Source organism: Mycolicibacterium sp. XJ870, from assembly GCF_053483975.1.
This window is the reverse complement of the sequence record NZ_JBEFTI010000001.1, coordinates 1,803,888-1,820,859: the sequence shown is the minus strand read 5'-3', so window position 1 is coordinate 1,820,859 and position 16,972 is coordinate 1,803,888. Positions and strand designations below refer to the sequence as shown.

16 protein-coding genes are annotated in these 16,972 nt (G+C 67.1%); 6 read left to right on the top strand and 10 right to left on the bottom strand.

Translation table 11 applies throughout. The features are described 5' to 3' along the window. Positions 1 to 99: 99 nt before the first annotated feature. A complete protein-coding gene (locus tag ABQF30_RS09110) occupies positions 100 to 1,431 on the bottom strand; it encodes a replication-associated recombination protein A (RefSeq protein WP_448462506.1) in 1,332 nt (443 codons plus the stop codon). Between the two features lie 39 nt (positions 1,432 to 1,470). Then, a complete protein-coding gene (locus tag ABQF30_RS09105; protein WP_448462504.1) occupies positions 1,471 to 2,304 on the bottom strand; it encodes a DUF3097 domain-containing protein in 834 nt (277 codons plus the stop codon). Positions 2,305 to 2,361: 57 nt separating this feature from the next. Between ABQF30_RS09105 and ABQF30_RS09100 the strand changes: the two genes are divergently transcribed. Continuing rightward, the gene (locus tag ABQF30_RS09100) at positions 2,362 to 2,940 is read left to right on the top strand and encodes a hypothetical protein (protein ID WP_448462503.1); all 579 of its coding nucleotides are present in this window, start codon (positions 2,362 to 2,364) and stop codon (positions 2,938 to 2,940) included. A gap of 70 nt (positions 2,941 to 3,010) precedes the next feature. Here the strand turns inward: ABQF30_RS09100 and ABQF30_RS09095 are convergent, their stop codons facing one another. The 3 genes from ABQF30_RS09095 to ABQF30_RS09085 are packed head-to-tail and all read right to left on the bottom strand — an operon-like array spanning position 3,011 to position 7,588. Beyond that, positions 3,011 to 4,036 (bottom strand): zinc-binding metallopeptidase family protein, encoded by a 1,026-nt coding sequence (locus tag ABQF30_RS09095; RefSeq protein ID WP_448462501.1) that lies wholly within the window; start codon positions 4,034 to 4,036, stop codon positions 3,011 to 3,013. Further along, positions 4,029 to 4,949 (bottom strand): transglutaminase family protein, encoded by a 921-nt coding sequence (locus ABQF30_RS09090; RefSeq protein WP_448462499.1) that lies wholly within the window; start codon positions 4,947 to 4,949, stop codon positions 4,029 to 4,031. Before ABQF30_RS09090 ends, ABQF30_RS09095 begins: the two co-directional genes overlap by 8 nt. Further along, entirely contained in the window at positions 4,946 to 7,588 is a 2,643-nt protein-coding gene (locus ABQF30_RS09085; RefSeq protein WP_448462497.1) for a circularly permuted type 2 ATP-grasp protein, read from the bottom strand. The genes ABQF30_RS09090 and ABQF30_RS09085 overlap by 4 nt, the downstream gene beginning before the upstream one ends. 113 nt (positions 7,589 to 7,701) lie before the next feature. On the opposite strand from ABQF30_RS09085, the gene ABQF30_RS09080 reads away from it, so the two are divergent. Further along, the gene (locus ABQF30_RS09080) at positions 7,702 to 8,451 is read left to right on the top strand and encodes a GAP family protein (protein ID WP_448462495.1); all 750 of its coding nucleotides are present in this window, start codon (positions 7,702 to 7,704) and stop codon (positions 8,449 to 8,451) included. Here the strand turns inward: ABQF30_RS09080 and ABQF30_RS09075 are convergent. After that, the gene (locus ABQF30_RS09075; protein ID WP_448462493.1) at positions 8,438 to 9,367 is read right to left on the bottom strand and encodes a DUF389 domain-containing protein; all 930 of its coding nucleotides are present in this window, start codon (positions 9,365 to 9,367) and stop codon (positions 8,438 to 8,440) included. The two genes, ABQF30_RS09080 and ABQF30_RS09075, sit on opposite strands and share 14 nt — an antisense overlap. Positions 9,368 to 9,390: 23 nt before the next feature. Between ABQF30_RS09075 and ABQF30_RS09070 the strand changes: the two genes are divergently transcribed. Continuing rightward, entirely contained in the window at positions 9,391 to 9,777 is a 387-nt protein-coding gene (locus ABQF30_RS09070; protein WP_448462491.1) for an MmcQ/YjbR family DNA-binding protein, read from the top strand. Here the strand turns inward: ABQF30_RS09070 and ABQF30_RS09065 are convergent. After that, positions 9,769 to 10,242 carry a winged helix-turn-helix transcriptional regulator gene (locus ABQF30_RS09065; RefSeq protein WP_448463564.1) on the bottom strand — a complete coding sequence of 158 codons (474 nt, stop codon included), beginning with the start codon at positions 10,240 to 10,242 and terminating at the stop codon, positions 9,769 to 9,771. The genes ABQF30_RS09070 and ABQF30_RS09065 overlap by 9 nt on opposite strands. Before the next feature lie 101 nt (positions 10,243 to 10,343). Between ABQF30_RS09065 and ABQF30_RS09060 the strand changes: the two genes are divergently transcribed. Continuing rightward, positions 10,344 to 11,528 carry a thiolase family protein gene (locus ABQF30_RS09060; RefSeq protein WP_448462489.1) on the top strand — a complete coding sequence of 395 codons (1,185 nt, stop codon included), beginning with the start codon at positions 10,344 to 10,346 and terminating at the stop codon, positions 11,526 to 11,528. Positions 11,529 to 11,599: 71 nt separating this feature from the next. Here ABQF30_RS09060 and ABQF30_RS09055 read toward each other — a convergent pair whose 3' ends face one another. Beyond that, complete coding sequence (locus tag ABQF30_RS09055; RefSeq protein ID WP_448462487.1) at positions 11,600 to 12,043, bottom strand: nitroreductase family deazaflavin-dependent oxidoreductase; 444 nt, start codon at positions 12,041 to 12,043, stop codon at positions 11,600 to 11,602. A gap of 109 nt (positions 12,044 to 12,152) precedes the next feature. Further along, the gene (gene aspS / locus ABQF30_RS09050) at positions 12,153 to 13,928 is read right to left on the bottom strand and encodes an aspartate--tRNA ligase (RefSeq protein WP_448462485.1); all 1,776 of its coding nucleotides are present in this window, start codon (positions 13,926 to 13,928) and stop codon (positions 12,153 to 12,155) included. Positions 13,929 to 14,003: 75 nt separating this feature from the next. On the opposite strand from aspS, the gene ABQF30_RS09045 reads away from it, so the two are divergent. Both ABQF30_RS09045 and ABQF30_RS09040 read left to right on the top strand, forming a co-directional pair. After that, entirely contained in the window at positions 14,004 to 14,891 is an 888-nt protein-coding gene (locus ABQF30_RS09045; protein WP_448462483.1) for an oxidoreductase, read from the top strand. Positions 14,892 to 14,927: 36 nt separating this feature from the next. Next, entirely contained in the window at positions 14,928 to 15,431 is a 504-nt protein-coding gene (locus ABQF30_RS09040; RefSeq protein WP_448462481.1) for an SRPBCC family protein, read from the top strand. On the opposite strand, the gene ABQF30_RS09035 is transcribed toward ABQF30_RS09040, so the two are convergent. After that, positions 15,428 to 16,903 (bottom strand): carboxylesterase/lipase family protein, encoded by a 1,476-nt coding sequence (locus ABQF30_RS09035; protein ID WP_448462479.1) that lies wholly within the window; start codon positions 16,901 to 16,903, stop codon positions 15,428 to 15,430. The two genes, ABQF30_RS09040 and ABQF30_RS09035, sit on opposite strands and share 4 nt — an antisense overlap. Positions 16,904 to 16,972: the final 69 nt, after the last annotated feature.

Below are 16,972 nucleotides of genomic sequence, written 5' to 3'. Positions count from 1 at the left end.
CGGCACCGTCATCACTCTCCAATAGTCAACCTTTTACTTGATCAATGATTTGGTTGATTACCAATGTAGAAGACGGTGCCGAGGGTGTCAACGGTTGATTCAGCGTTTGCGGCGGATAATGGCGCGCAGCTTGTCCAGCCGGGTGGTGATCTCGCGTTCCAGCCCACGCCCGGTCGGCGTGTAATAGTCGACGCCTACGAGCTCATCGGGCGGATACTGTTGCGGTACAACGCCATCGGGGTGATCGTGGGAGTAGCGATAGCCCACGGCGTTGCCGAGCTTCTGGGCTCCCGAGTAGTGGCCGTCGCGCAGGTGCGGCGGCACCAGCCCGGCCTTACCCGCTCTGATGTCGCTCATCGCGGCACCGAGCGCGGTCGTCACCGCGTTGGATTTGGGCGCGGTGGCCAGGTGCACGGTCGCGTGCGCCAGTGTCAGTTGGGCTTCGGGCATGCCGATCAACTGCACTGTCTGCGCGGCGGCCACCGCCGTCTGCAGGGCGCTCGGGTCCGCCATCCCGATGTCCTCGCTGGCCAGGATCATCAGGCGGCGCGCCACGAACCGCGGATCCTCCCCCGCCACCAGCATGCGGGCCAGATAATGCAGGGCTGCATCGACATCGGAGCCGCGCACCGACTTGATGAATGCGCTGACCACGTCATAGTGCTGGTCGCCATCGCGGTCGTAGCGCACCGCGGCCTGGTCCAGCGACTGCTCGATGGTCTCGACAGTGACTTTGTCACCTGTTTCAGCGGCCACCTCAAGGGCGGTCAGCGCGCGCCGCGCATCACCGGCCGACAATTGCACCAGCAGGTCGACGGCCTCGTCGGTGACCTCGACCTTGCCGCCCAGGCCCCGAGGGTCGGCAACGGCCCGGCGCACCACGGTTTCCACGTCCGCGGCGGTCAGCGGCTGCAACTGCAGGATCAGCGATCGCGACAGCAGCGGAGCCACCACCGAGAACGACGGATTCTCGGTGGTGGCCGCGACCAGTAGCACCACGCGGTTCTCCACCGCCGCGAGCAGCGCGTCCTGCTGAGTCTTGGAGAACCGGTGCACCTCGTCGATGAACAACACGGTCTGACCACCGTGCATGGCTGCACGCCTGGCGGTGTCGATCACTGCGCGGACTTCTTTGACACCCGCCGACAAGGCCGACAGCGCCTCGAACCGCCGCCCCGTCGCCTGCGAGATCAGCGAGGCGAGCGTGGTCTTACCGGTGCCGGGTGGCCCGTAGAGGATGACCGATGCTGCGCCCGACCCCTCGACCAGCCGGCGCAGCGGCGAGCCCGTCTGCAACAGGTGAGACTGCCCGACGACTTCCTCCAGACTGGCCGGACGCATGCGAACCGCCAGCGGCGCCGACGCAGGAACCCCGGCGCCGGGTCCCGTTGGGGTGGCGTCGCCGGGCACGTCGAACAAGCTGTCGGACACGATTCAGGCATACCACGCCGACACGACAACGACCGTCGGCTACGCAGGCGCCGTCACAAAGTCGATCAGCTCCTCGACCCGCCCGATCAGTGCCGGCTCCAGGTCGTTCCAGTCACGTACCCGGCCCCGGATCCGTTGCCAGGCCCGTGCGATGTCGGCCTGTGAGCTGTGCGGCCAGCCCAACGCGTCGCAGATGCCGTGCTTCCACTCGACGCTGCGCGGGACGACCGGCCAGGCTTGGATGCCGAGCCTGGCCGGTTTCACGGCCTGCCAGATGTCGACGAACGGATGCCCGACCACGAGCGTGTGCTCACCGCAGGGTCCGCGGCGCACGGCGTCGGCAATACGAGATTCCTTGGAGCCCGCAACCAGGTGATCGACCAGGACTCCCAGCCGACGGCCGGGGCCCGGCTGGAATTCCGCCACGATGCCGGCCAGGTCATCGACCCCGCCGAGGTATTCGACGACAACACCCTCGATTCGCAGATCGGCGCCCCACACTTGTTCGACGAGCTCCGCGTCATGGCGGCCCTCGACATAGATCCGACTGGCCAGCGCCACCCGGGCTTTCGCACCGGCTACCGCCACCGAACCCGACGCCGTGCGGGCCGGTGCGTTCGAGCGTTTCGGGGCGGTGAGGATGACCGGCTTACCGTCGAGAAGAAAACCCGGTCCCATCGGGAAGGCCCGGACCTTGCCGCGACGGTCCTCCAGTTCGACGCGGCCCTGCTCCATCCGAATCACCGCACCGACATAGCCGCTCTGGGCGTCTTCGACGACCATGCCCATCTCCACGGGCTGCTCGGTCGAGCGGGTCCTCTTGGGGGTGTGCGGGTTTCGGGCCAATATGTCGGAACCGTAGCGATCAGTCACCGGCCGATCCTAAGAACGCCGACGGCCACATCGGTGTTGCGACATACGATCGTGATCGTGCTGTTAAACCGCCCGACCGCGGAAGGCATCGCGAACGGCACCATCACCCTGGTGTTGCGACGGTGGGACGCGCCCCGCGCAAAGGCCGGTGGGACGCAGCGGACCTCGACGGGGACGGTCCGTATCGACGACGTCGCCGAGCATCCGGGCGACTACCGGGTCAGCGCCGCACATGCCCGCGCCGCCGGGTATCCCGACGCCCAGGCCGCACAGGCCGACCTGGACCGCAGGCCCGCGCAGCACACCTACGTCATCACCGTGTCCTACCTGGCGCCTGACGAACGGCCCGACTTGGCCGCCGACGACGCGCTGAGCAAGGCCGACGTCGCCACAATCAGTGCACGATTGGATCGCTGGGATGCGGCCACCACCGAGCCGTGGACGCGGCAGTACCTGGCGATGATCGCGGCCAATGAGGCGGTGCGGGCACCGGACCTGGCGGACCGGGTGGGGTTGGATGTGCCGCGGTTCAAGCGCCGGGTGCGCCAACTGAAGGGCCTGGGCCTGACCATCAGCCTTGACGTCGGCTACCGGATCTCCCCACGCGGGCGGGCATACCTGCGGGCCACAACGTAGCGCGAGCAGACGCAAACTCGCACAAATCAGGCGTCTGCAGTGCGAGTTTGTGTCTGCTCGCGGGGTCAAGTCAGGCGGTGGTCTCGTCGATGACCGTGTGGACGAACTTCATCTTCTTCAGCACGGCCGGCGCCAGCACGAAGGGATACAGGTCGCTGTGACCCATCGAGCGGTTCACCATGTTCAGCGCCCACGCCAGCGGCAGCCACATCTCGATGATCGTGTCGAATCCGCTGGGGCCCAGCACGCGCCGGCCGAGCGTGGCCCCGGCGGGCGCGAAGCCGAATGCCGCAGCGGTGTCCAGGGTGTCGCGGATATGCAGATAGTGGGCGAAGGTTTCAGCCCAGTCCTCGGCGGCGTGCATGCTGGCGTAGGAGGAGACGAAGGTGTCCTCCCAGCCGGGCGGCGGCCCGTCGGCGTAGTGGCGGTCGAGCGCAGCCTGGTAGTCGGTGTCCGGGTCGCCGAACAGTTCCCCGAACCGCGCGGTGTAGTCGGCCGACGGTGACACCAGGCGGTAGAAGTAGTAGTGCCCGATCTCATGCCGGAAGTGGCCCAGCAGTGTGCGGTACGGCTCGGCCATCGCGACCCGCAACTGCTCCCGGTGCACATCGTCACCTTCGGCGAGATCCAGTGTGATGACGCCGTTCTGGTGGCCGGTGAACACCTTGTCGGTCGCACTCGACAGCAGGTCGAAGGCCAGGCCGAACTGCCGGTCCTCATCGCGGCCGACCATCGGCAGCTTCAGTTCGTGCAATTCGGCGATCAGCCTGCGCTTGGCCCGCTCCGCCTCGGCGAACGACACCATGGCCGTCACATCGGCATCGGCCGGCCGGGTGCGAGTGAGCGCACAGGATGCGCACAGCTGTTCGCCCGGACCGATACGCACCAGCCAATTGCATTCTGCGGCATACAGATTCGCACACAATTGATACCGATCTTGATCGACGGCGCCGGCATGGTTGCTCTGGTCGGTCTCGGCGATGACCAGCAGCGCCATATCGTCGAGCGAGAAACCCAATGCGCTGCGGCACGACAGGCAGCGTGAATTCTCGAACGCCAGGCGCTGACCGCAGTTGGGGCAGTTGAAATCACGCATGCAGGAGCCCCCCTTCCCTGCGCTCGAATGGCGCCACATCCACCGAAACCTCGATCGCGCTGCTTTTCGAGTCTGTGTAGATGATGCCCCGCAACGGTGGCACATCGGCGTAATCCCGGCCGTAACCGGCCACGATGTAGCGCTCGTCGACCATCTGGTTGTTGGTGGGATCCAACGCCAGCCACTGGTTCTGCGGGGTCCACACCGACGCCCAGGCGTGTGTCGCGTCGACACCGATCATGCGTTCCTTGCCGGGCGGCGGGTCGGTCGCCAGGTAGCCCGAAACGTAACCGGCCGCCAGGCCATTCGCGCGCAGGCATGCGATGGCCAACCGCGCGAAGTCCTGACACACCCCCTCCCGCGCCTGCAGCACCTCGGCGACCTGGGTGGACACCGTCGTCGACCCGGACCGGTACGTGAAATCGGAATAGATGCGCGACGTGAGGTCACGCAGCACCTCGACCAGCGGCCGGCCTGCGACGAAACTCGGCGCCGCGTAGGCGCGCACCGCGTCGGTGATCTCCGGCGGCTGCAGGTCAAGAGCGAACTCGGCGGCCAGCGCACCATCGGCACCGACCGGGCGGGCCAGCTCCCACGGCGCCTTGGCCGAGGCACCGTTGGGCGGCGGCGGGTCGACCTCCACCACCGAATGACTGGTGACGCTCAACCTGCGGTGGCGCTCGGTGATGTGAAAGTACGAGCTGACGTTGCCGTAGACGTCGCGGCTGGTGGAGCTGTCGGCTGCTTCCGGATCGAGCACCAGTTCGTGGGCCAGGCAGCGTTGCCAGGCCAGATCACGGGGCGTCAGAAAGCCGCGACCGTAGGAGCTGGCGACATCGTCGGAGTAGCGGTACACAGTGCGATGGGTGATCTCGTAACACCGGGTCCCGGTGCCTGCGTCAGGGCCGGTCACGGCACGACCCGGCGTTTGTCGGGGCCCCACAGCGGTTGCATCCCACCGGGCAGCAACAGGTGTGCGGCCGTGATGACGCCCGACAGGTCGCGCAAGCCCGTCTGCATGCCATCCAGCAAATCGGCCAGTTCGGCGCGCTTACCGTCGGTGACCTTCTCGAGGTCGGCCGGGACGAGCCGCCTCAGTCGGGTCGCGAGCTCGTCGACCAGACGCTCAGGTTTCGACGATCCGGACGATCCGGGCAGCGCTTTGAGCTTGGCGCGCAGTCGCTCCAGTTGATAGATCAGCGATCTCGGGTTCTCGGCGTCGAACAACATCAGTTCGGTGACCGCGGCCACGCTGACCCGGCCCGGGTTGCGCCGCCGGTAGATCACCGACGATTCACAGGCCACCAGGGCCGACTCGGTGACGGTGCGCTCGGCGGCTGCGGTGCGCGCCTCTGTGAGCGTGGCGCGCAGCAGCGCAGTCAGCGCGAGGCCGCGCTCGATGCGCTTGCCGATGTCCATCATCGTCCAGCCGACGTCCTGCACCATCGACTCGGCGGCCAGCCCTGACAGCGCGAGCATGCCGGCCAGCGCCTGGTTGTGGGCAGTCGCAAGATAGGCCTCACCGGCGGGCTGTGACTCCGCCGGTGCAGCAGTCGGCCGCAGGACTGCTCGTTCCACGCCGGCAAGCACCATCCAGGTGTCGTTGGACATCTGGTCGCGGACCGCGCGGGCTGCCAAGCCCAGGCGTTCGACCGATTGCGCGAGCGAGCCGGGCCGGTGCCGGTCGGCGGTGACCGCCCACAGCGTGGTCGGAGCGATGGCGATCATCTCGTGATCGTCGCCGGCTGTGCCCATATCGGTGCCGGTGATGGCACCGATCGCGGCCAGCAGTACCGGCACGCATTGGCTCTCCTCGACGTCCTGCCGGTAGCGGTATTCGTGATAGCGCTCCCGGGTGACGCTGAGCAACCGCGCCATGCCCTCGGCACGCTCCGAGTAGCGGCCCATCCAGAACAGGTCCGACAGCACGCGCGGGGAGCTGACCGATCGGGTGGGGCTCGGCGTCATCGCCGGGGAGATCAACTCGACGGGAGGCGGGATCCGCTCGGCAGTCACCCGCGTCGACATTCGCACCCAGATATCTTTGGCGGCAACACTGTTCATCCGATATGCGGCGGTTCCGGGTGCCATCAGGTAGCCCAGCCCACCGACCATCGGTGCATAGCCGCCGCGTTGCGCGACGGTGAACAACCGCATCCCGAAGCTACCCGCCGACAGTCCCCCCGACCGGTAATCGGTAGGTGCGGTGGAGAATTGAGGTAGTTCCTGGCCCACCCACTGCCACGGGTCGGCCTCGATCCGCGCCGCCAGCGCCTCGCGCTGCGCCGCCGATAGCTCCGGCCCCACGATCGGCGCGCCGCCATCGACAGGCCGGATCAACAGTGACTCCAACTTGGTGAGCAGATGCGAGCGCTCGATGTCGATGCCGCCCCAGTACAGCGGAACCGTCTCCAACCGCGGGGTTTCGTCGAGCAGCAATTCCGCCAACTGCGGCAGAAACCGCTGCAGCCCGGGACTTTCCAGCACACCGCTGCCCAGCGTGTTGACCACGGTCACCGCGCCGCGCCGCAGCACCTCGACGAGCCCGACGACGCCGAGACGGGAATCGGGTCGCAGGTCCAGCGGGTCGACGTAGTGGGCGTCGACCCGGCGCAGCACCACGTCGACGCGTTTGAGGGTGCCCAGTGATCGCATCCACAGCTTGCCGTCCCGCACCACCAGGTCCGCGCTCTCCACCAACGGAAAGCCCAGAACGCCGGCCAGATAGGCCTGGTCGAAGGCGGTTTCGGACTGGCTCCCGGGGCTGAGCACCACGACCACCGGTTCCTCGGCGGCTTCGGGCGCGGCATCGATGAGCGCCAGCCGCAGCGCCTGCGCCCACGGCGAGGCCGGCCGGGGGCTGATCTGCTCGTACAGGTCGGGGATGGCATGGGCGATGACGCGGCGGTCTGCCAGGGCGTAACCCGCCCCCGACGGTGCCTGCGTCCAATCCGCGTTGACGAGAAACGACCCGTCGTCGCTGCGACTGATGTCGCAGCCGTGCAGGAACAGCTGGTGGCGGCCGGGTACGACGATCCCCTGCGCGGCGCGCAGGTACCCGGGATGGGTGAACAGCAGTTTGGCCGGCAGCACCCCGCTGATGATCGAGCGCCGCGGCCCGTACAGGTCGGTGAGCACCGCATCGAGCAGCCGGGAGCGCTGCACCAGTCCCGATTCCAGGACGTCCCAATCCTCGGCCGAGATGATCAGGGGAAGCGCGTCGAGATGCCACGGCCCCGGTACAGCGGTGCCGTCGCCGTCGGTGATCATTTCGCCGTGCCGGTCCACCTGGATATAGGTGATCCCGTCGTTGTCGACCAGGCCGCGTACCTGGGCGCGCAACCGGTCGAGGCCGGCTCGGCCCCGCTCGTCGATGCATTGGGCGAGTTCGCGCCAGGCCGGCCGGACGTTTCCGGCGGCGTCGACGAACTCGTCATAGCCCGACCCGGGGCGGGAGTCCCGGACGTCGAACAGCGACTGCTGTGCCCTGATACGGCGGTACGCCGCCAGAACGCCGTCGGCGTCGAGTGAGCTGTTCGCACGAAGAACCATCAGGACAGAACGGTACGCACTCCACCCACGGCGCCGCGTTCCAGACATGCCGCGCGGGCCGGACCCCGGCAGCGCTGGTTCAATTCAGCATTGAGATAACTGGCCGAAGGGATGTGGACACCGCCATGTGGAGCACGGTGCTGGTGATGGCGGTAGTCGCCGGAACCGATCCCCTGCGCATCGGTGTGGTCGCCTACATGGTGTCGCGTCGACGGCCGGTACGGCTGCTGCTCCCGTTCTTCGTCGTCGGATTCACCGTCAACCTCGTAGTGGGGGCGGTGGTGGTGTTCGTCCTGCGCAACACCGCCGTCGGCGGCGGCGCGATCCCTCCGGCGGTCGAGATCGCGATCGGCGGGCTCGCGCTGCTGATCGCGGTGCTGTCGGCGACGGGTTCGCTGGAGCGGATGGTCCGGCGGGTCCGAGGCCGACGCGCCGTCGTCGGCGCTGGGGTCGGTGAGCAGGCAACCGGGCACGTCGCGCCGCCGACGCTGGACTCCTTGCCGATCGTCGCGAAGCTGCCGGAGAGCATCAAGGCGGCGCTTCGGGGCGAAGCCGCATGGGCCGCCGGATTGCTCGGCCTGAGCAACGGGATTCCCACCCCGTACTACCTGGCAGCGATGGCGGCGGCAATCACGGCGGGTGTCTCCGTCGGCCAACAGTTGGCCGCGCTCGTCGTCTTCAATCTGGTGGGATTCGGCGCGGCCCTGATTCCGATCATCAGTTTCTGGGTCGCTCCTGACGCCACCCGCTCGGGTGTCGAGCGGATCTACAGCTGGATGCGGATCCACCATCGGCTGGTGGTGGCTGTCATCGCCGGTGCGGTCGGCGTGTTCTTCGTCGGGCTGGGAATCAGCCACCTCTGACCGGTCTGGAAACCCTGGTCCGCTGGTAGACAACCAACACAAGCACCCCGGCCAGTGTGATGCCCACCAGGTTCACGCCGAGCTGCAGGAAGGACCAGCCCGCGACGTCCCACTCCCCGACGGTCGCGGCGACCACCGCGAAACCAGCCGCGGGCACCGTTGTCACCGAAATGAACACACCCACCAGCGCCGCTGACTTCGCCGATACCAGTGACAACATTCCGGCGGCGCCCGCGAGCAACGCGACGACGAACGAGAATGGGCCGACGCGGAAGATGAAGTCGACATGGCTCAGTTGGCTGGTGCTGGTCAACATCACCCAGCCCGCCGCCTCGAATGCCAGCGTGGCGGCTGCGGTCACCACCATTGCCAGCGGGAATCCGATCACCAGAGCCGCCGCGGCGCGACGCGCCAGCGACATCCGGCGTTGCACGAGCGCGACGGCCAGCGCGGCGAGTGGCCCGAACTCCGGACCGACCACCATCGCCCCGACCACGGTGACCGGGGAATCGGTGAGCACGCCGACTGCCGCGAGCATGCAGGCGATGCAGAGGAACATCACGAACGTCACGTTCAGATGGGATTCCTCGCGGGTCCGCGAGACCAGTTCGTCCCAGATGACCGCGTCGGCGGCATCACCGGCGGCTTCGTCCTCGGCGTGGTAGGCCGAAGACGACAGCACGGTGTCGAGCGGTTCCATGGTGATCGCGCCGTAGTGATGGACGTCAAGTGCCTTGAGACGCTCCACGACGCCGTTTGCGGCCTCCCTCGCGATGTCGGCGGTGATCTCATCGCCGGCAGGTTCCACTGCCGCACCGGGATGCATCACGATGTGGGTCACCCCGGGCTCGCGGTCCAACACGTTGAGGATCGGATTCCGTAGCTCGGCCGGCGCGATCACACGTAGGTGCAGCACGGGCCGAGAGTAACGTTCAGCACGTGGCGAACTGGGATGACGTGGCCCGCATTACCGCGGCTCTTCCCGAAACCAGCGAGGCAACGCCCCGGACATGGCGGGTGCGCAAGAAGCTCGTGGTGTGGGAACGCCCGCTGCGCAAGGCCGACTACGAGGCGCTGGGCGAGAACGCGCCCGACGGCGACGTTCTCGGAGCTCACGTACCCGACGAAGGAGTCAAGTTCGCGCTGATCGCCGACGATCCGTCGGTGTACTTCACCACGCCGCATTTCGACGGCTACCCGGCGGTTCTGGTCAAGCTCGCCACGATCGGCGTTCCCGAGTTGACCGAACTGATCACCGAAGCGTGGCTGGCGCAGGCACCCAAGACCGTGGCGAAGCAGTACCTCGACGACGCAGACTCACACTGAGTCCCGCCGATCCACCTTCACGACCAGTTCATCGGCAGGCACGAGGTGCCCTTCGTCACAACGTATTTCGACTGTCGCGCGCGCGCCACAACCGTCGTGCGCCAACCGCAGCGGCGAACGGTTGGGCACGTGCCGCCGGCCCCACTCGAACAGTCCCCACACCACGGGCATGAAATCGACGCCGGCCTCGGTCAGCACGTATTCGTCGCGGCTTCGCTGCCCGGGCTCCTGGTAGGGCCGACGTTCGAGCAGCCCGGCCTCCACGAGATCGGTCAGCCGGGCCGACGCCGCGGCTTTCGTGACGCCGACCCGGCGCCAGAAATCCTCGAACCGAGTGGTGCCGTAATAGGCCTCCCGCATGATCAGCATCGCCGATTTGGTTCCGACGAGCGTCATCGCCTTCTCGATCGGGCAGTGCCCGACCGCCGACCAGGAGTCACGGTCGGCCAGTGCGCCCTGCAGCATTCCCACGGAATCAACCTCGCCCCTGAGTTGTTTTAACTATACCCAGGTGGTATAGCTGGGTTTACATCATAATACTCAGCGTTGAGCTTCAGGAGGCAGAGATGGCCGGATATGCAGGTCGGGATGCAGTCATCGTGGGAGCGGTTCGCACCCCGGTCGGCAAGGGCAAGGCGAACGGAGCGTTGCACGGCGTGCTGCCCGCAGACCTGCTCGCACACAGTCTTCGCGAGTTGATCGAGCGCACCGGCGTGGACCCCGCTCAGGTCGACGACGTCATCGCCGGCGCGGTGACGCAGGTCGGCGACCAAGCCGTCAACATCGCCCGCAATGCCCTGCTGGGCGCCGGCTTCCCTGAGTCCGTTCCCGGGACCACCGTGGACCGCCAGTGCGGAAGTTCGCAGCAGGCAATCAGTTTCGCCGCCCAGGGGGTGCTCGCCGGCGCGTACGACATCGTGATCGCCGCTGGAGTGGAGTCCATGTCACGGGTCCCGATGGGCACCTCCGTACTCCCCGGCAGCGATCCGTTCGGGCTCGCGTTCGCCGAACGCTACTCCGAAGGCCTTGTTCCACAGGGCATCAGCGCTGAGCTGATCGCCGCCAAATGGGGCTTGTCACGCACCCAGCTCGACGAGTTCTCCGCCGCGAGCCACGAAAAGGCGGCGCGCGCAACCAAAGACGGGCTGTTCGACACCGAGCTGGCGCCGATCGCCGGGCTGTCGACCGACGAGATCGTCCGTCCCGGTACCTCGGTGGAGAGCCTGGCCGGGCTCAAGCCGGCGTTCTACAACGAGGCGTACGCGACGCGCTTTCCCCAGATCAACTGGGACATCACCCCGGGCAACTCCTCACCGCTGTCCGACGGCAGCGCGGCCGTGATGATCACCGGCGGCGAGACCGCCAAGAAGCTCGGTCTGCGCCCGCTCGCACGTATTCACACCACCACCGTCGTGGGCTCTGACCCGCTGTACATGTTGACCGGAGTCATCCCGGCCACCGAAAAGGTCCTGGCGCGCGCAGGTTTGACGTTGGCGGACATCGACCTGTTCGAGGTCAACGAGGCGTTCGCGCCAGTGGTGCTCAGCTGGGCTTTGGAAACGGGCGCTGACCTCGCACGCACCAACGTCAACGGCGGGGCGATAGCGATCGGGCACCCGCTCGGCGCCAGCGGGGCGCGAATCATGACGACGTTGGTCAATGCCCTGGAGCAGCGCGGTGGACGCTACGGACTGCAAACCATGTGCGAAGGCGGCGGAATGGCCAACGCGACCATCATCGAACGGCTCTAACCAGCCGCGGAATAGCATTCCCGGTCGTAAACGCGAGCGTTTAACGACCGGGAATGCTATTCCGGTGAAAGTCAGACGCGGGTCAGCTCGAAGAGCGGGATGGTCCGTGTGGTCTTCGCCTGGTACTCGGCGAATACTGGCGCCAGCTCGATGACTTTCGGCAGCAGCGCCGCCCGCTCATCGTCCGCAAGCTCACGCAGGGTGACGTCGTAGGACTCGGTGCCCACCTCGATACGGGCCTTGGGATTGGCCCGCACGTTGTGCACCCACGCCGGATGTTTCGGCCCGCCGGCGTAGGAGCCGAAGATGATCGTCTTGCCGTCGATCGTCAGAAACGCCAGCGGTGACATCCGAGGCTGCCCCGTTTTGGCGCCGGTGGTGTGCAGCAAGAGCAGGTTCGCGCCGAAGCCGTCGACCTTGCCACCGTTGGCGCGGAATTCCTCGGTGATGCGGCGGTTGAAGTCCTCGAGCTCCTTGGTGGCGGCGACCATCTTGTCCTTGTCGATATCTGACATGTGTGGACCAGCCTCTCAATCGTGCGGTCTATTCCCGATATTGCAGCCAGGGACAGATTCGACGCAGCTTCTGTCCCTGCGTTCAATCTCGGCACGGGCTGGTGTCCGCCTAGGACTTGCCGGCTTCTTTCGGCTTTGCGTCGATACCCGACTCCTTGCGCTGCTGCGGGGTGATCGGCGCGGGTGCGTCGGTCAGCGGGTCGACGCCGCCACCGGACTTCGGGAACGCGATCACCTCGCGGATCGAGTCAACGCCGGCCAACAGCGCGGTGATGCGATCCCAGCCGAAAGCGATGCCACCGTGCGGCGGAGCACCGAAAGCGAAGGCCTCCAACAGGAAGCCGAACTTTTCCTGCGCCTCGTCATGGTCGATGCCCATGATCGCGAACACCCGCTCCTGGATGTCGCGGCGGTGGATACGGATCGACCCGCCACCGATCTCGTTGCCATTGCACACGATGTCGTAAGCGTCGGCCAACACCGCACCCGGATCGGTGTCGATCCGGTCGGCGAACTCGGGCTTGGGCGCGGTGAACGCGTGGTGCACCGCGGTCCATGCCCCGGAACCGACGGCCACGTCACCGGAAGCGGTCGCCTCGTCGGCGGGTTCGAACAATGGCGGATCGATCACCCAGGTGAACGCCCAGGCATTGGGATCGATCATGTCGAGCCGTTTGGCGATCTCGATCCGGGCCGCGCCGAGCAGGGCGCGCGAGGGCTTCGCCGGGCCCGCCGAGAAGAACACGCAGTCCCCCGGCGACGCGCCGACATGTGCGGCCAACCCGTCACGCTCGGCATCCGTCAAGTTCTTCGCGACGGGACCGCCCAGGGTCCCGTCGTCGCCGATCAGTACATAGGCCAGGCCGCGGTGCCCGCGCTGCTTGGCGAACTCCTGCCAGCCGTCCAGCGTGCGCCGCGGTTGCGACGCACCGCCGGGCATGACCACAGCGCCCACGTACGGCGCCTGGAACACCCGGAAGGTGGTGTCCTTGAAGTACTCGGTGCACTCGACGAGTTCCAGGCCGAACCGCAGGTCTGGCTTGTCCGACCCGAACCGGCGCATCGCGTCGTCGTACGTCATCCGCGGCAGCGGCGTGGGAACGTCGTAACCGATCAGCGCCCACAGCGCGGTGATGATCTCCTCAGAAATCGCGATGACGTCCTCGGTGTCGACGAAGCTCATCTCCATGTCCAGCTGGGTGAACTCCGGCTGGCGGTCGGCGCGGAAATCCTCGTCGCGGTAGCACCGGGCGATCTGGTAGTAGCGCTCCATCCCGGCGACCATCAGCAGCTGTTTGAACAGCTGCGGGCTCTGCGGCAGCGCGTAGAACGAGCCCGGCTGCAACCGCGCAGGCACCAGGAAGTCGCGGGCGCCCTCCGGCGTCGACCGCGTCAGCGTCGGCGTCTCGATCTCGACGAAGTCGTGGCTTGCCAGCACTCCCCGAGCGGCCGCACTCACCTTGGACCGCAACCGGATTGCGTTACCCGGGCCGTCCCGGCGAAGGTCAAGGTAGCGGTATTTCAGCCGCGCTTCCTCGCCGGCAGTCTCATCGAGCTGGAACGGCAGCGGAGCGCTCTCCGCCAGCACGGTCAGCGACGTCGCATTCACCTCGATCTGCCCGGTGGGAATCTCGGCGTTCTCGTTGCCCTCCGGGCGAGCCTCGACGACACCGGTTACCGCGACACAAAATTCGGCGCGCAGCCGATGCGCGGCGGCCAGCACGTCGCCCTCACGGAACACCACCTGCGACACTCCCGACGCATCGCGTAGATCGATGAAGATCACGCCGCCGTGGTCACGACGGCGCGCCACCCATCCCGCCAGCGTCACCGTGTGTCCGGCATCGGCGGGCCGCAACGAACCGGCGGCGTGAGTGCGCAGCACGAAAACTCCTAATGGAAGAGGTGTGGAACGAGTGACAAGTGTAGAGGGAGCATCGTCGCCGGTAGTTTGGCGATCGTGAACTCCACGATCGCGGTCGTCGGCCCCGGCGCCATCGGGTCCACCGTTGCGGCACTCTTGCACGCTGCCGAACGGCCCGTACTCCTATGCGGACGGACTCCCCGTAGTGCGATCGAGGTGCGACCCGACGATCGAGATCCGATCGTGGTGCCCGGCCCGGTGCACACCGACCCCACCGATGTGGACGGTCCGGTTGATGTGGTGTTGCTCGCGGTCAAAGACACCCAGTACGCAGACGCTGCCGGCTGGCTGGACCGGCTGTGCGACGGGCGCACCGTGGTGTGCGCGCTCCAGAACGGCGTGGAACAGGTGGAGCGTCTGAGCCCGTACTGCCCATCCGCGACGGTCGTTCCCGCAGTCCTGTGGTTCACGGCGGAGACCCAGCCACCGGGATGGGTGTGGCTGCGCACCGACGTCCGCATGGTGCTACCCGACAATGACGCGGCCCGCAACCTGGTTCCGCTACTGGACGTTCCGGCCATGACGGTGCAGACCACCCCGGAGTACCTCACCGAGGCGTGGCGCAAGCTGCTGGTGAACGCCGTGTTCGGACTGCTGGTCCTGACGGGCCGTCGCGCGGGGATGTTCAGCCGCGACGACGTCGCCGCGCTGGCCCGCGATTACGTCGCCGAATGTGTGGCGGTGGGCCGGGCCGACGGTGCAGATCTGAGCGACGCGGACATCGACAAGATCACCGGTTTGCTCGCCGGCGTACCTGCCGACACAGGAACCTCGATCTTGGCCGACCGCGAGGCGGGTCGACCATTGGAGTGGGACATCCGTAATGGGGTCATCCGCCGCAAGGCCGCCGCCTACGGCCTGCCCACACCGATCAGCGATGTCGTCGTGCCGCTGCTGGCGGCGGCCAGCGAGGGCCCGGGCTGACGCGCCAGTAGACACTCTGACCTAGAGTGTCTACCCGTGGCCAGGATCTATGAGTGCGAGCGCGTCGAGCTGGATTTCATCGACCGCGCACCGTTCCGCTTCGTCAGCACTGTCGACCTGGCGATCACGCCCGAACAGCTCTTCGAGGTGCTGGCCGACGAGACATCGTGGCCGCATTGGGCGACGGTCATCACCAACGTCGAGTGGACCAGCCCCGAACCCCGCGGCATCGGCACCACCCGCACCGTCACGATGCGCGGAAACATCGTCGGCGACGAGGAATTCTTGGCTTGGGAACCCTTCTCCCACATGGCTTTCCGCTTCAACACCAGCACGTCGAACGCGATCTCGGCATTCGCCGAGGATTACCGCGTCGTCGAGACCGGACAGGGCTGCCACCTGACGTGGGTGATGGCGATGAAGCCAAACGGCCTGGCCGGGCGGCTCGGGATGACGCTGGGCAAGCCGGTGATGGCGTGGTTGTTCCAGCGGTTCCTGCACAACCTGCGCCGCTATACAGACGAGCGCTTCGCGGCTTAGTACAGGCCCTCCCAGGCCATCCGCCTGACCGCGTCGGGATCCTCCACCGTCTCATCGCGGGCTGACCGGATCACCCTGGTCAGCCGCCGTTCGATGTCGTAGCGCGGCCAGTCGGCCACTTCGGCGCCGGCGAAATCCAGCCAGGTGCGTTGCATGCGCCGACCGACCGACGGCTGTACCCGCCGGCCCAGCGGGTGAATCTTGCGGCCCAGATACGAGCTGTAGCTGTGTTGGATGTGCACGATCTCGCTGCCGTGGGTGGCGCCGAGACCCAGCGCTTTGAGCGTCCAGGTGGTGTGGTCGAACCGGTACACGTGCGTTGGCGCGTGCGCGCTGTAGGCGTCGGAGAACGCCCATGTCGGCGCGCCGAACATGACGTCGGAACCGAAGGCGACCAGCGCCCCGCGACGCGGGAACGCCGGATACGCGGACAGCACCCGGTCGCGCGCCTGCGGTGCCCGGCGACGGAAGTAACCCTCCACGCCCTCGAGCGTGGTCGGCAGCATCGGCGGCTTACCCCACGCGAACATCGTTGCCTCGTGACTGTTGGTGCCGACGATGAGAGGCACCGGCAGCACCGCGCCGGCCCTCGCGGCGTCGATCGGGTGCATCGGTAGCAGGTCGACACCGTGGGTCAATCCGTACGCCAACGTCGGCGTCTGCTGCGCGCTTTCCAGCTGCAGCTGTCCCGCGGCGCGACGCAGTTGCCGCTGCGGCAGCACCTTGAGTTGCTCGGCCCCGACCCCGAGCAAGTTCATGAACCGGCGCGATTGACGCGCCCGGGTCTCGCGATCGGCGATCAACGGCAACGCCGGGCTCTGCGCGATGGCCCGGGCGAACAAACCTTCGGCGGCCGGGCTGGCCAGCAACGCCAACACCGAGGTCGCACCCGCGGATTCACCGAACACCGTCACCCGTTCCGGATCGCCGCCGAACGCCGCGATGTTGTCGCGAACCCAGCGCAACGCCGCGATCTGATCCCGTAGGCAGAGATTGTCATCGAATCCCGAGCCCAGATCACCCAATTCGAAACCGCCGAACACGCCGAGGCGATACGTGACGTTGACGACCACCACATTGCCGTTGGCCGCCAGCCGCGATCCGTTGTAGAGCTGCAGCTGGCCGGCGCCGTAGACGAAGGCGCCACCGGGAATCCACACCATGACGGGCAATGACCCGGCTGTGTCCGGGGACCACACGGTGACCGTCAGGCAGGCCTCGTCACGGATCTTCGGATCGTCGCGCCCACCTCCGACGAACGACCGGCCCTGCGGCGGCAACGGACCGTGGTCCCTCGCGTCGCGCACGCCGTCCCAGGCAGTCAACGGCTGCGGCGCGACGAAGCGCAGTGCCCCAACCGGTTGCTGGGCGTAGTGGACACCCCGCCACACCCCGACACCGCCCTCGAGCGTGCCGCGTAGTCGCCCCAGCGACGTGTGGGCGATAGTCGAACGTTCCGCGACGACGGACACGTCCTGAATCGTAGTGTGGGAAGCTAAACGGGCTGTCGAGCACGACCTACCGGCGAATGCGATGGAGCG

Excerpts from the sequence above, each read along its gene's own strand:
- ABQF30_RS09095 (WP_448462501.1), bottom strand. The coding sequence starts at position 4,036 with ATGCGTGATTTCAACTGCCCCAACTGCGGTCAGCGCCTGGCGTTCGAG.
- ABQF30_RS09085 (WP_448462497.1), bottom strand. The coding sequence starts at position 7,588 with ATGGTTCTTCGTGCGAACAGCTCACTCGACGCCGACGGCGTTCTGGCG.
- ABQF30_RS09065 (WP_448463564.1), bottom strand. The coding sequence starts at position 10,242 with ATGCTGCAGGGCGCACTGGCCGACCGTGACTCCTGGTCGGCGGTCGGG.
- ABQF30_RS09060 (WP_448462489.1), top strand. The coding sequence starts at position 10,344 with ATGGCCGGATATGCAGGTCGGGATGCAGTCATCGTGGGAGCGGTTCGC.
- ABQF30_RS09055 (WP_448462487.1), bottom strand. The coding sequence starts at position 12,043 with ATGTCAGATATCGACAAGGACAAGATGGTCGCCGCCACCAAGGAGCTC.